Origin of the sequence: Pseudorhizobium halotolerans (assembly GCF_902153235.2) — a bacterium.
GTDB classification, from domain to species: Bacteria; Pseudomonadota; Alphaproteobacteria; order Rhizobiales; family Rhizobiaceae; genus Neorhizobium; species Neorhizobium flavum.
In genome coordinates, this window is the sequence record NZ_CABFWE030000005.1 from 1055315 (window position 1) to 1069425 (window position 14111).

Here is a 14111-nt window from a genome sequence, read left to right on the forward strand (position 1 = left end):
CGCCTAATACGATACCAAAAGGGCCGAACCATCCTCGCCGAAGCGTGGTTTTACACCGAGAATCGCCGCTGACCTGCTGATGATGTCCTGTACCATCGGGGCAGCATTGAGGCCGGCTGTGCGCCCTCCGCCCTCTCCGGTCTTCGGCTCGTCGATGAAGGTAAGCACGGCATATTGCGGCTCGTGAATCGGGAAGGCGGCGATGAAGACGTTGAAGTTCTTCTCGTTCGAATAGCGACCGTTGACCACCTTCTCGGCGGTTCCCGTCTTGCCTCCGACGTTGAAGCCCTCGACCAGCGCGCGCTTGCCTGAACCTTTGGTGGCGTTCCAGTCGAACAGGAAGCGCATGTCTTCGCTCGTCGATTCCTTCATCACCCTCTGCGCCACGACATCCGCCTCGTCCCGGGTCCGCGGGAGGAAGGTCGGCGGAATGAGCTTGCCGCCATTCACCAGCGCAGCAACGGCAACGGCCGTCTGCAGCGGCGTCGTGGAAACGCCGTGACCAAAGGAGATCGTGACCGAGTGGATCTTCTTCCATTCCCGCGGCTGACTGGGCATGGCCACCTCGGGCAGTTCGGTCTGCGTCCGGGTCAGAAGGCCGAGCCGGGTCAGGAACTCCTTGTGTCCCTCTATGCCAACCACGTCGGCCATCTTGGCGGTCCCGATGTTGGAGGAATACTGGAAGACCTCCGGAACCGTCAGCATCCGGCCCTTGCCGTGGAAATCCTTGATCGTGAAGCCGCCGATGCGGATCGGAAAGCGGGCATCGAAGCTATCGGTCATCTTGACCTTGCCAGAGTCGAGCGCCATCGCTGTGGTGAAAGCCTTGAAGGTGGATCCCATCTCGAACGTGCCGTTCGACATCCGATTGAGCCAACCTTCCTCTGCACCCGCCGCCGGGGTGTTGGGATCGTAGTCCGGAGCGGATGCCATCGCGATGACCTCCCCGGTATGGACGTCCAGGACGACGGCCCCTGCACCCACAGCCTGGTACTTGTCGATGGAGGAGTAGATCACCTCCCGCACGATCGACTGCACCCGGAGATCTATGGACAACCGAACCGGCTCCAGCGGCTGGTCGGACGTCATGCCGACCGCTGCCAGATCGGCAAGGCCCTGGCTGTCGACATACCGTTCCATGCCTGCAACGCCGCGGTTGTCGATGTTGACGTGGCCCACCACGTGGGCGGCGGTCGCGCCACCGGGATAGAACCGCCGCTTCTCGGGCCGGAAGCCGATGCCGGGAATCCCAAGTGCGAGGATCTGGCTCTGCTGCTTCGGCGTCAGTTGGCGACGCAGCCACTGGAAATGCGACTTCGAAGAGAGCTTCCCGTAGATCGACTTGGCGTCGAGATCGGGCAGGACAGTAGCAAGCTTCTCGATGACCTCGTCGGCATCGACGATCTTGTGCGGCTCCGCGTAGAGCGAGACGGTGCGGATGTCGGTCGCCAGCACCTCGCCGTTGCGATCGAGAAGATCGGGACGGGAAGCCATCAGCCTGTCTGCCGGCATGATGCTGGAGGTGATCTCCGGTTGCGCCACTCCGTACTGAACCAACCGGCCACCGATGACGCCGTACACGGCGACAAAGCCGACGATGATCAGCCCGACACGATTGCGCGCCTGCGCGGCCTTTCGCTTGCCGACGCCCTCGAACGTGTTGTCACCCGACACGGCCGCGCTGCGGCGGCTCCCCGTCGACAGGTGTGCGCGACTTTTCAACACCATGATGCGCGAGAGAAACGACATCAGCGCCTCACCGATCCAGTTGAGATTGCATCCAGGGGCACGCCTCCTCGCGGGATCGGCACGGGAATTCCGTTTGAAGGGGCCGCATTCCTTGCCGCGTCCACGCCCTTGATGGCGGCAGCGACTTCACCACCGGCGCTGGCGATCAATTCCTCGATCGTCGTTTCCGGCATCGGCAGCTGCGATCGCGGCATGGGCAGTTCGACAGGCATGGCAAGTTGAGTCGGCTGCGTCGGCACCAGTTGCAGCTCCGACTGATACGCTAAGATCAGTCGCTCCAGCCGGTTCGGCTGGGTCAACAACGCCCAATCCGCCTTCAGCAGATCGATCGTATCCTTTTCAAGGACGATCTCGGCCTCCAGGCGCCGCACCTCCTGCAGCTTGTCGTCGGCCCGGTGCTTGATGGTATAGGTCACAACGGCCGCGGCGGTCATTACGCCGATCAGAACGAGGTCGAGGCTTCTCAGCATCAGGCGGCTCCCATCTTCGCGAGGCTGGCGAGATCCGGCAGATCGAAAATGCCCATGTCCGCCGCGCGGGCCGGCGCATCCGTGCGGCGCCCTGCCCGTAGCTTGGCGGAGCGCGCCCGAGGATTGAGTTCCGCCTCCTCCTCCGTAGCGCTAACTACGCCCTTGCCGACCGGCTCGAAGATCGGGGGCTTCTCGACCACCATAGGCATGTGGCGGGAGCCCGCCGCCTTGCCGGAACGATCGGAGAAGTATTTCTTGACGATCCGATCCTCGAGCGAATGGAAGGTCACCACCACGAGCCGACCGCCCGGCTTTAGCGCGCGCTCCGCCGCGAACAGCGCCTGCGCCAGTTCACCGAGTTCGTCATTGACGAAGATGCGCAGGGCCTGGAAGACGCGCGTGGCAGGATGGATCTTGTCTTTGGCCTTGCGCGGATTGACGCTCTCGATGAGGTTGGCCAGATCGCGCGTGGTCGTGAACGGTTCCGAAGAACGACGCTTTTCAATGGCCCGCGCGATCCGCCCGGCCTGCTTTTCCTCGCCCAGGAATCCAAATATCCGGATGAGGTCTCCGACCTTGGCCCGGTTCACCACATCGGCGGCCGATACGCCTTCGGCCGACATGCGCATGTCGAGCGGTCCATTCCTCTGGAAGGAGAAGCCGCGTTCGGCCTCGTCGATCTGCATGGAGGAGACGCCGATGTCGAGCACGACGGCATCCAGCCCGCTGGCGGGCGCATGATCCGCGAGGCGGGAGAACTGCGACCGGATCAGAGTCAGCCTGCCGCCGCTTGCAGCCACCAATTCACGGCCGCCGGCGATGGCGGTCGGATCGCGATCGAGCGCAATGACCTGGGCGCCAGCATCGAGCATAGCCGAAGTGTATCCGCCCGCACCGAAAGTACCGTCCAGGGCGATCTGACCAGGCGCCAGGTCGAGGGCCGACATCACCTCCGGGAGAAGAACAGGAATGTGGCGAACCGGTCCGCCTTCGGTTTCGGGCACGCCTCCACCAAGATTCGCCGCCATTCCGATCCCCCGTCCTAGGCAGGACGCGGAACGCGTCCTGCTCTTGCCGCCGCCTGCGCCTCGTGAAACGCCTGCGGCTGCCACAGTTGAAAATGATCCGAGCGCCCCACGAAAGTGACTTCCGTGCTGATTCCCGCGAAGTCGCGAATGAAATCCGTGACCATCAGCCGGCCCTCCGCATCGAGCCTCATGAAGACGCCGCCACCATGAACCAGCAGCGACATCCTGTTCGCCTCCGGCGAGAAGGGATCGACAGACGCGATCTGCCGCTCGTACCGATCGAGCAGATCCGGTCCACCAATGCTGATCGCCGGAAAGATAAAATCCTGGAGACAGTAAAGCTCCTGAATTCCCCTCTCCACCAGAACCGAACGGAAGCTCGCCGGGACGGAAACCCGCCCCTTCGAATCGATCCGGTTCGTGGCATTCGACAGGAAGCGGCTCATGACGCCCGACATCCGCCTCGCTACTCCCGGGGACGACAAATCGCCCCTCGCACACGACTGAACCAGACACAGCTTCGCCAGCGAAGCGGATGGAACTCCGCCCGTTGAAACGCCTCAAACTCTGTGATTGGCGGGCAGTCATTCGCCCTTGAACAGTACGGTTATGGGATAGCATGGGACCACATGGGCGTCAATGGGAAGAGGCCCCGCAGCAGGGCCGCAACATCGTTTATTTATGAGCTGTTAAGTTTAACAAAGGGTTAGTTCGCAATGCGGAGAAAGAGGTTCTCAAGAGGCTCGTAAGCCCCACCCTCGACCCTTCTAAGCCTATGTTTAGGAACGAATTTCAGGAAAGCCTTGAGCAAGGCCCGCACCTGGGAACTGCGTCAGGACGACGTCAAGGGAAAGAGGTGCCAGTTGGCCTGTAAGCCGGGTTCTGTATGGCTCCGGCGCGAACCGGAACGTGGCAGCCATTCATCTGGGGCGGTGCTTGCACATCGCCTCGCGCAACCCACCCGGATGACTGGCCTGGAAACCGGCTGTAGGCGCTTGCGCGCCCCACGTCATCCCTATTCGGTCTTGCTCCCGGTGGGGTTTACCATGCCGTCCCTGTCGCCAGCGACGCGGTGGGCTCTTACCCCACCCTTTCACCCTTACCCCGCCAGCTCTGCCGCTCGATTGGGAGCGGGACAGCAGGCGGGGCGGTATCCTTTCTGTGGCACTTTCCCTGGGGTCGCCCCCGCCGGACGTTATCCGGCACCGTGTTTCCGTGGAGCCCGGACTTTCCTCACCTCACCGCCTTTCGGCATTGGTGAAGCGCGGCTGCCCGGCCAACTGGCCGCCCCCAGATAATGGAGTTGGCAACGCAACGCCAGAAGAAACGGCAGCAGCCGGTCATCTGCGGAATGCGGCCTCGAAGTCAACGCCATAGCCGTTGTCGTTGATGGCTCCCTGGAAGAGGAGTTCGGCTCCAAGCCGCCCGATTTCGTCGGAGCTCTTGGCCGCGGCACCACAGCCGCCTGCGAGCACACCGATCCGTTTCGACTCGGACCATGAGATGGCCGGATAGCCGGTTGGCGTGAAGGAGGTCACGCAGGCCGCCATGGAGGTGCGCGAAAGATCAAGCGCCGGCATGAGCCGCTCCATCACCCCGGTTAGGTGCCGATGCGTGCTCGTCCGGCCACCCGACCGGAACCAGGCACGGATGTCGCTCTCCCGCTCGAGCAGAAGGTCATTCGGATCACCGCCGATCTTCAGGTAGATCTTGCCGTCGGGGTAACGGACGGGCGGCAGGAGGTAGATACCGTCATCCTCCTCGCTCCATTTCCAGATCAGCGAAGGAAAGCTCCCCCACTCCTGCACCGCCGCTTCGTCCACCTCGTAGAATGCGACGGTCCGGGCGAAGACCTTGAGGTCGAGACGCCGCGGTAGCAGCGCCGTATTGATCGAGAAGCCACCGGCGGCCACCAGAACATGATCCGCCATGAATTGCTCGCCGCTTTCCGTCGCAACGATGACGCGATCGCCTTCTTCGCGTATCCCGCCAACGGTCTGGCGGATCAGGGCACAGCCCTGCCGCTCCGCAAGCAGCGTCTGCGCCCGTACCAGCCTGCGCGGATTGATATGTCCCGCATTCCTTGCTTCCCAGACTGCTTCGCTTCTGCTGGGGAAGGCGAAGAACGGAAAGGTGCGCGTTAGGTCCACGTCGTCGAGGAGAGCAACACCGACGCCCAGCCGCTCCGATGCGGCCAGAACTTCGCCGATATAGGAGTTCCCCTCGACTCGTCGCGGGCCGACGATGAGGCAGCCGGTCTCCGTGTAGAAGTCTATGCCCGAATCGCATTCGATCTGCCGATAGCGGGCAATCGAACGATTGGCCAGGCAGGCCCAAATTGGGTCAGAGTCGATCGTGCGGGTGATCCGCGCCTCGTCGTAGTGGCTGGCGAAGACGCCCTCGTGCGCGGAGTGATCTAGTGGCTCGTCCGGCCCGATCAGCGCGACCCCATCCGTCCACCCCGACAGATGGCGGGCGGCAGCCGTCCCCATCATGCCCGCGCCGACGATGATGTATCTGTAGCTTTGCATGTCGAGGGCTCACCGAAAGAGTGGCGTCATCAGGCTTCCGTAGTCGTCTTCGCTTAAGCCCCCTTCCAGAAGAAGGAACGAACCGAGCCGTCCCAGCTCGTCGGATGATTTCGCGGCGACGAAATTGCCGCCGGTCAGGACCGCGATACGTGACGATTCCACGAAGCCTGCATAGGGACGACCTGTCGGCGTGAATGTCGCGACACAGGCGGCAGACGATGTCGGTCGTCCCTTGAGGGCCGGCATCAGCTGCAGCGCAGTGTCGACCAGCCGCTGGCGTTCCTCGGGATTGCCATCGGACCCGAACCAGGCGCGAAACTCTTCCGGGCGTGCCAGATCGCCAGTCTCTATGTCGCCACCGAGCTTGAGATAGGTCTTTCCGTCAGGGTAGCGGACGGGCGGCAGGATATAGACATGATCCTCTTCGCGCTCCGTGAAGACGATAGTGGACGGCATGGTGCCGAACACAGTCATTGCCTGCTCGTCGAGTTCGAAGAAGACCACCGTTCGCGGCGCCGCGCGCACCTGCAAAGGACGGGGCAGGAGAGCATTCAGGTTGCTGAAGGCGCCCGCAGCAACGAGCACACGATCGGCATGGAAGGTCTCACCGCCGGCAATGACCTCGACCCGGCCGCCCTCCTCCCGCACCGATGTCGCATGCGCATCCAGCACCGTCGCGCCGCCGCGCTTCGCCAGTGCAATTTGCGCACGCACCAGCGCTCTCGGATTGATGTGACCGGCCCGCGACAATTCGTGATAGCCGATCAGATGGGACGGAAAGTCGAACTGCGCAAAGCGGCTTTGGAGTTCGCCGGACGTCAGCCTCTCGATCTCCAGGCCCGTAGACGTGGCGACGTCGGTCGCGCGTTGGAGATAGTCGGCATGGGATCTGGGCTCGGGTCCAGCAAACAGGCATCCCGCTTCGGAGAAGAAGCGGATACCACTGCCCTCCTCGATCTCCCGGTAGCGGTCGATCGCTCGCTGCGCGACGCTTGCCCAGAGCGGATCGGCATCGAACCGGCGGGTGATTCGGGCCTCGTCATAGTGGCTGGCAAAGACCCCGTCATGGGATCGGTAGTCGGCGGGCTCTCCCGGGCCGATCAGCGCGACACCGTCGACACGCTGGGAGAGGTGGCGGGCCGCGGCGGCACCCATCATGCCGCCACCGATGACGATGTACTTGAAATGCGCTGCCATGTCCGTCTGCTTCGATTCCGGAAAACGATGTTCTCGTCGGCGGTTCTAGCCGTTTCCGGAATCAGTTTGCCAGCGGAAAGCGCGGCACCTCAGGAGGACAGGATCGCCTGGACCTTGCCACAGTAGCGCTTGGAAATAGGGTTCATGCGCTTCGCGCCGTGGCCGGCATTGTATTTTAGGATCGTGCCGCAGGTTTTGCCGCCGCCGAGTTCATGGGCGGCAGCGAGATACTTCATGCCGAACTGAATATTGGTTTCCGGATTGTAGAGGTTCTTGACGCTGCCCTTGTACCCCATCATGCGCGCCGTCGCCGGCTTGATCTGCATCAGCCCGACTTCGCCGGCACTGCCGCGCGCCTTGGCGTTGAAGTTGCTCTCGACCTGGACCACCGCGTGGGCGAGATCGACTGGCACGCCGTAGGCCTTGGCGTACTTGGCGATGATCTTCGAATAGGGCTTGCCGGCATGCGCGGCATCCGAGACGGCGTTCTTCGGCGAAGCATATCCCGGCTTGCTGACCTTCGTTTCCAGCGCGACGGTCTTCGACTTGGTCTTTTCCTCCGCAGCGAAGGACGCCTGGGGAAGGGCAACAAGCATGGTGAAGCACGCCGCGAGAGCAACAATCGATCTATTCATGTCTGGAAGAATTCTCCGGATCAGGGATGCTCCGGCCACGGATCGGCATCTGCGCACCACGTCCGTCAGACGCAGCGACAGCGGGAAGCATCCCAAGTCATTGATGTTTTGTGATCCCCCCGTCCATTGGCGGCGACCACGTTGATGAGCCCGGTTAAAACGGCTCATTGAGGAAATGATGTGGCACGGGAATTATTTTACGATTGCGCTACGGAACCAGCGTGCCCTGTAGACGTTACGCCCGGTTGTATCTTGGCAGTGACGTCAGCAACCGGTGCAACGTATCGATGGTTGAGATATCGGCGATCCCGTCGACGCGCTCGGTTCGAAAATGCCGTTGAAAAGCCTCGACGACACCCTTCGTCCGCTGGTCAAAACTCCCATTGATCTCAACATCATAACCATAGAGGGAGAGCATGGACTGCAGGGCTTCGATGGGTTGCCCCACTTCGCCAAGCTGAAAGAACCGGCCGCCACCGATCGGCGCCGGTTGTACCCAGTGTCCTACCCCCTCGGCGTGAAGTCTTCCCCAGGGAAAATTTTCTCCCGGATCGAGCTTGCGGATCGGCGCCACGTCGGAGTGAGCAAGGATCCGTTCCGGGGCAATCTGCCACCTCCGGCCGCAATCGCGACACAATCTAATCAAGGCATCGACCTGCGCCGTCGGGAATTCGGGAAGACCGGCCGGATGTCCGGCATTGGCGATCTCGATGCCGATAGAGGCGGAGTTAACATCACTTTCGCCGCCCCAGCAGCTCTTTCCCGCATGCCAGGCGCGCTCCGACTCCGGTACGAGCTGTACGATGCGTCCGTCTTCGTGGATGAAGTAGTGGCTCGAGACCTGGCTGTCGGGATTGCAGAGCCACGACAAGGCCTGCTCGTGGTCCGGCATGCCGGTATAGTGCAGGACGATCACGTCTGGCTCACGCGCGCCGGCGCGTGGCCCGAAATTCGGTGAGGGAATAACCGTTGCGCCGACATGGTCGGCAGCGAAGTGGTTCATGCAGCGCGGCGCTCTTTCTCGATCGCGGCGAAGGCCGCGTTGAGCGCTGCCATACGTTCATTGGCAGCGGCATGCAATGCTGCCGGCACGCCGCGTGCGATCAGGCGGTCGGGATGATGTTCAGAAGCCAGGCGGCGATAGATCCGACGAATCTCGGAGAGTTCGTCCGTCGGCGACACGCCAAGCACCAGATAGGGATCGCGACCCTCCAGATGCACGTGACGGGCCATGATCCGCCGGAAATGCTCTTCGTCGATCCGGAAGATCTCCGCAATCCGCGCCAGGAAGGCTAGCTCCCCTTCATGCATCAGGCCATCGGCCTTGGCGATGTGAAACAGGCCGTCGATGACGTTCTCGAGCATCGGGCAGTTCTCGTCACCGCTGCCACAGAGGTTGGCGAGCTTGGAGGCATAGGCTTCAAAGCCCGCAATGTCCTGGCGCGCCAGGTTGTAGAGGCGCGCAACGTTGCGAGCCTCCTCTTCGGGAAAATCGAAGATCTGTCGGAAGGCGTCCACTTCCTTCTCGGTCACCACGCCGTCTGCCTTCGCCATCTTGGCGGAGAGCGCGATGATGGCGACCGAGAACGAGACCTGGCGCCGCGTCTCGGGGTCACCTTCGAAGAGTGTCCGTATGGCTTCGACCACGCGCCCAAGCGCACTTCCGGCCGTATCGCCGATTGCGCCGAGGAGCCGGTCCCAAAGGGAAGAAATCTGGAAGCAGGAAAAATCGAAGAACATACGACAAATGACCAGATTACGGGCTCGGGTGCAAGATTGTCGGGTACCCGGAAAAGATTAAACTATGTTCATCTTTCCCGAACAGTACGCCTGATTCCTACAATCGCTGCCGCTTCACTTTCATGCACGGTTTCTAATTATTCACTCGGCAGAAGGTCTACGTGTTCAATGTGGAACTCATGCGTTTCGCGACATGCCTGCCTTTCGAACATGTACTACGGTGTTTATCCACAGCCGGATTACCCGCCGCCCGGGTTGAATCGATTAGATCGAAACGTCCGTCTCGCAAGACCTGCCGAACAGGCGGAAATATCGGTTTTTCTTGAATAATTCCCTTTACAGCCCCTTCGCTCTGCTCCATCCATTGCCCACTGCGGCCGAAGGCGATTGAAGGGAGAAGACGATGGCGAAACAAAAAGTGGCGATGCTGACTGCGGGCGGACTTGCGCCATGCCTGTCATCGGCCGTCGGTGGATTGATCGAGCGCTACACCGATATTGCGCCGGAGATCGAACTGATTGCCTACCGCTCCGGCTACCAGGGCCTGCTCAAGGGTGACCGGATCGACATCACCACGGACATCCGCGAGCGCGCCCATCTGCTCCATCGCTATGGCGGGTCGCCGATCGGCAACAGCCGGGTCAAGCTCACCAATGCGGCGGACTGCGTGAAGCGCGGCCTTGTCAAGGAAGGCGCCAACCCGCTGCAGGTCGCAGCCGACCGCCTTGCGGAAGATGGCATCACCATTCTCCACACCATTGGCGGCGACGACACCAACACGACGGCCGCGGATCTCGCCGCATACCTCGCCGGCAATGGTTACGACCTGACCGTGGTCGGCCTGCCGAAAACGGTCGACAACGACATCGTGCCGATCCGGCAGTCCCTGGGCGCCTGGACGGCTGCGGAGGTCGGCGCCCATTTCTTCGACCATGTCAGCAATGAACAGAGTGCCGCACCGCGGACCCTTGTCATCCACGAGGTCATGGGCCGGCATTGCGGGTGGCTGACAGCGGCCACGGCGCGCAAGTACATCCAGCGTACCGAGCACAATGAATATGTCGAGCAGTTGATGATGAACACGTCGATGAAGAACATCGACGGCATTTACCTGCCGGAAATGGCCTTCGATCTGGAAGCCGAGGCAGACCGCCTGCGCCGGATCATGGACGAGCGCGGATACGTGACGCTCTTCGTCTCCGAAGGCGCCTGCCTCGACGCGATCGTGGCAGAGCGCGAAGCATCCGGCGAAGAGGTCAAGCGCGATGCATTCGGCCACGTGAAGATCGACACCATCAACGTCGGCAACTGGTTCCAGAAGCACTTCGCATCCCTTCTCCATGCGGAACGCTCGATGGTCCAGAAGTCGGGCTACTTCGCCCGCTCGGCGCCCGCCAATCCCGGCGACCTGCGCCTCATCCAGAGCATGGTGGACCTTGCGGTCGATAGTGCGCTGGACAAGGTCTCCGGCGTGACGGGTCACGACGAGGGCCAGGAGGGGCGGTTGAGGACGATCGAATTTCCCCGAATTAAGGGTGGAAAACACTTCGATCTCTCGGCAAAATGGTTTGGCGAGGTGATGGATTTCATCGGTCAGCCTTTCCGGACCGCCTGATAGCCCTACCTCCGACAGAAGCCTCGGGAGGACGCAATGACGATCGAGACATGGATGGCCTTTTGCGCTGCCACGTTGGCGTTCGTCCTCCTGCCCGGCCCGCTCGCAAGCCTGGTCGCCCGCTACGCCCTGCACAAGGGCCGCTGGACCGCACTGGTCACCGTTCCTGCGGTGTCACTGGGGTTGGGTGCAGCCTTCGCAGTTGCGGGACTTCCCATCCTGATTGTCGCCACGGCGCTGCCCGGCGCAGTCGAGCCTCTCGCTTGGCTCGGCCTTGCCTATCTTATGCTCTATACCGTCTGGTCCTTCCAGGAGCCGGCAGCCCGCGGACCGCGTGCGGCCAATGACAACCTCCCGGAACAGGAGCGGCTCGCGACATTCGTTCATCTGCTGGGCGTTCCCCTCAGGACGGCGCGCTATGTCGTGGCGCTGGCTGCCCTGCTCGTTCAGTTTGCTGGAGCGGTGTCGGGCAACATGGCTGTGCTGATGGAGATGCAGGCGGTGTTCCTGATCGCAGCGGCAACCGGATGCCTCGTCCATGTGATCTATCCCGGTTGGGCACTCGAGCGCATTCGCCGGCCCGCTTTGCCGGGGCCAGCCTCGCACAAGATGCACACGCGATTTATCGCACGGCGTGCCGTGACCGCCGGTTATCGGCGTATTGCAGCCTGATATCTTGCCCGCCCAAGGGCAATCAGTTAATGAAATTGTTAGTTCGGCGACGTCGGGGCGGCGGGGACGACAAGAATGATGGAAGCGACCCAATGGCGATCAACCGATTTCTGAGCCGCACGGCACTGGCCACCCTTGCCGTGACGGCTGCGCTTGCCAGCTGTTCCAGCGTCGAACCTTCGCCCGGCAAGACGGCGCGAGTGGGCATACCCTCCCCCGACGATGGGGCCCCGGCTCCGCCACTTGATACCGCGCAGGCGACTAGCGAAGTCGCAGCCGCCTCCGAGGGGGCGGCCATGCCCGACGCACCTCTGGCCAAGACCGGACGCATCCATATAGCCGTACCCGACAGCCCTTCCGTCGCCTCGATCCAGACCGCAGCAATGGCTTCGCCGGAGATGGCTCCCCAAGTTGCCTATGCCGCCATCAATCCGGTCGCCACAACAACAGCTGCCGCTGCCCTGCAGACGGTAGCGCTTCCGGCCGGTCAGGCTGTCGGCGCTTCAACCGCGAACCTGCTTGCGCCACCCGCCTCCGCCGAGCCGCTGGCCGCCCCGACGTCCGAGCTCCGCACACAGGCCTTGGCGGCGGATGAAGACGAGCTGACGCCGGACATGCAGGCGCTGCAGGCGGCGATTCCGATCCCGCGGCCGGACATCGCCGCGACCGCCTATGCCGCGAAGCCCTCGCAGCCGGCTGCTCTTGCGACGCTGCAGGCCGTAGACACCCGCACGCAGTTCCCGCCCGCACCCGGCGAACCTCTACCCGGGACGGCGTCCGCGAGCCCGCCGGAGATTTCTGCGCTGATCAAGCGCTATGCCGGAATCTATGGGGTTCCCGAATCCCTCATCCATCGGGTCGTGCACCGGGAGAGCCGCTACAATCCCAAGGCCTACCACAAGAACGGCTACTGGGGTCTCATGCAGATCAAGTACGCGACCGCGAAGTCCATGGGCTATTCCGGTCCGCCAGAAGGCCTGCTCGATGCCGAAACGAACATCAAGTACGCGACAAAGTACCTGCGCGGCGCCTGGCTCGTCGCCGACAACAGCAACGACAGTGCGATCCGCCTATACGCGCGTGGCTACTACTACGACGCCAAGCGCAAGGGCATGCTGCACGTCCTGCAGCAGTAGCTATTCGCTGAGCCGGACAACCTCTCGTACCAGGCGGAGGACCTCATAGCCGTCGCGCCGCGGCGTGAGCCCAAGCCGGACCACTGCGATGTTGCGCGAAGGCATCACTGCGATCGTCTGGCCGTCATGTCCCTGCAGGAAGAAGGTGTCACCAGGCAGTCCCGCCGCATCTCTTCCCGCCAGCCACGTCTGCATCATCGAGTAACGCCCCTCCGAAGTGGCGTTGGGCTCCGACATCCGGGCGACGAATCCCTCCGGAAGCAGGCGCTCGCCGCCCCAGACGCCATCCTGAAGCAGGAAGAGCGCAAAACGGGCCCAGTCTCTCGCCGTCGCATACATGTAGGAACTGCCAACGAACGTACCCTTAGCATCCGTTTCCATGACCGCGCTCTCCATGCCCAACGGATCGAAGAGCGCTTCGCGCGGATAGGCCAGCGCCGCAGATGGCGTTCCGGCACGGTCCATCCAGATGCGCGAGATCAGCACGGCGCTCCCGGAGGAATAGTTGAAGCGCGTGCCCGGCTCGGCCACCAGCGGCGCATCGGCGGCAAAGGCCGCCATGTCCGGCTCCAGGTACAGCATGCGCGTCACGTCGGTGACAGCGCCATAGTTTTCATTCGAGGCCAGACCGTCCTCCATGGCCAGCAACTGCGCGAGCGTGATCTCGCCCCGTTCGTCGCCGCGCCACTGGGGAAGGAGCGCCCTGTCGGACAGCGAGAGGCGTCCTTGCCGGATCAGCGTGCCGACGATGGCCGCATTGACCGTCTTCGTCATCGACCAGCCGAGCAGCGGCGTCTCAGGCGAGAAGCCCTGCCCATAGACTTCTCCCACGACTTTTCCGCTCCTGACCACGACGACCGCCCGCATACCTGGGCCAGTCAAAGCACTGTCAGAGAGAAGCCTCGCAATCGCCAGATCCGACTCAACTTGTTCTCCGGCGGGCCAGGGAGTTGGTGCATCCGATAGCGCAGCCGTCGGGTTCGGCAGGGAAAGGTTGGAGACCTCGCCTTCTGGCGCCACCGCGCATCCGAGCCCATCGCGGTAGACCGCCTCGTTGCCGGCGAACAGACCGAGCAACGACGCCCTCACCCGCCGCTCCGTCCGATCCACTTCCATCAGCCGCAGCAGCGGATGCCCGGGCGCCTGGACATCAACCGCAAGCACATCTTCGGCGTCGCGTCCGGCAATAAGCAGGTTGGAGCAGACGATCTTGGCCGAGTATCCGGCTCCCACACGAAGCAAGGCCGGTGGTGCGAGGTAAAGCCAGAGCGCGACGCCGGCCACCACAAGGACAGCCAGCACACCGACAATCTTCCCCACCTGGCGCAGACGTCGCAT

General features: G+C 62.6%; 13 protein-coding genes and 1 other RNA gene. 3 read left to right on the top strand and 11 right to left on the bottom strand.

Annotated features, from left to right (window positions below; translation table 11 throughout):
* Window positions 1–3 precede the first annotated feature (3 nt).
* The 10 genes from FN060_RS10145 to FN060_RS10190 form a co-directional block, all read right to left on the bottom strand.
* Window positions 4–1749 (bottom strand): peptidoglycan D,D-transpeptidase FtsI family protein, encoded by a 1746-nt coding sequence (locus FN060_RS10145; RefSeq protein WP_142587928.1) that lies wholly within the window; start codon window positions 1747–1749, stop codon window positions 4–6.
* Window positions 1749–2219: a cell division protein FtsL gene (ftsL, locus tag FN060_RS10150; protein ID WP_142587929.1), complete on the bottom strand. Its 471-nt coding sequence runs from the start codon at window positions 2217–2219 to the stop codon at window positions 1749–1751. Before ftsL ends, FN060_RS10145 begins: the two co-directional genes overlap by 1 nt.
* Window positions 2219–3247 (bottom strand): 16S rRNA (cytosine(1402)-N(4))-methyltransferase RsmH, encoded by a 1029-nt coding sequence (gene rsmH, locus FN060_RS10155; protein ID WP_142587930.1) that lies wholly within the window; start codon window positions 3245–3247, stop codon window positions 2219–2221. The genes ftsL and rsmH overlap by 1 nt, the downstream gene beginning before the upstream one ends.
* Before the next feature lie 14 nt (window positions 3248–3261).
* Entirely contained in the window at window positions 3262–3693 is a 432-nt protein-coding gene (gene mraZ, locus FN060_RS10160; RefSeq protein WP_142588463.1) for a division/cell wall cluster transcriptional repressor MraZ, read from the bottom strand.
* 409 nt (window positions 3694–4102) lie between these two features.
* An RNA gene (rnpB, locus tag FN060_RS10165) (RNase P RNA component class A) lies at window positions 4103–4531 on the bottom strand.
* 56 nt (window positions 4532–4587) lie between these two features.
* Window positions 4588–5778 carry an NAD(P)/FAD-dependent oxidoreductase gene (locus FN060_RS10170; RefSeq protein WP_142587931.1) on the bottom strand — a complete coding sequence of 397 codons (1191 nt, stop codon included), beginning with the start codon at window positions 5776–5778 and terminating at the stop codon, window positions 4588–4590.
* A 9-nt stretch (window positions 5779–5787) separates the two neighbouring features.
* The gene (locus FN060_RS10175) at window positions 5788–6975 is read right to left on the bottom strand and encodes an NAD(P)/FAD-dependent oxidoreductase (protein ID WP_142587932.1); all 1188 of its coding nucleotides are present in this window, start codon (window positions 6973–6975) and stop codon (window positions 5788–5790) included.
* An 89-nt stretch (window positions 6976–7064) separates the two neighbouring features.
* Complete coding sequence (locus FN060_RS10180) at window positions 7065–7610, bottom strand: lytic transglycosylase domain-containing protein (RefSeq protein ID WP_077546626.1); 546 nt, start codon at window positions 7608–7610, stop codon at window positions 7065–7067.
* A 235-nt stretch (window positions 7611–7845) separates the two neighbouring features.
* Window positions 7846–8613 (bottom strand): N-acetylmuramoyl-L-alanine amidase, encoded by a 768-nt coding sequence (locus tag FN060_RS10185; RefSeq protein ID WP_077546627.1) that lies wholly within the window; start codon window positions 8611–8613, stop codon window positions 7846–7848.
* Complete coding sequence (locus FN060_RS10190; protein WP_052638734.1) at window positions 8610–9350, bottom strand: J domain-containing protein; 741 nt, start codon at window positions 9348–9350, stop codon at window positions 8610–8612. The genes FN060_RS10185 and FN060_RS10190 overlap by 4 nt, the downstream gene beginning before the upstream one ends.
* A gap of 403 nt (window positions 9351–9753) precedes the next feature.
* On the opposite strand from FN060_RS10190, the gene FN060_RS10195 reads away from it, so the two are divergent.
* From FN060_RS10195 to FN060_RS10205, 3 genes are all read left to right on the top strand, one after another.
* Window positions 9754–10965 carry a pyrophosphate--fructose-6-phosphate 1-phosphotransferase gene (locus FN060_RS10195; RefSeq protein WP_077546628.1) on the top strand — a complete coding sequence of 404 codons (1212 nt, stop codon included), beginning with the start codon at window positions 9754–9756 and terminating at the stop codon, window positions 10963–10965.
* A 36-nt stretch (window positions 10966–11001) separates the two neighbouring features.
* The gene (locus tag FN060_RS10200; RefSeq protein ID WP_142587933.1) at window positions 11002–11637 is read left to right on the top strand and encodes a LysE family translocator; all 636 of its coding nucleotides are present in this window, start codon (window positions 11002–11004) and stop codon (window positions 11635–11637) included.
* Between the two features lie 92 nt (window positions 11638–11729).
* Window positions 11730–12773 (top strand): lytic transglycosylase domain-containing protein, encoded by a 1044-nt coding sequence (locus FN060_RS10205; RefSeq protein WP_142587934.1) that lies wholly within the window; start codon window positions 11730–11732, stop codon window positions 12771–12773.
* Here the strand turns inward: FN060_RS10205 and FN060_RS10210 are convergent, their stop codons facing one another.
* Complete coding sequence (locus FN060_RS10210) at window positions 12774–14111, bottom strand: serine hydrolase domain-containing protein (protein WP_142587935.1); 1338 nt, start codon at window positions 14109–14111, stop codon at window positions 12774–12776. It lies immediately after the preceding gene.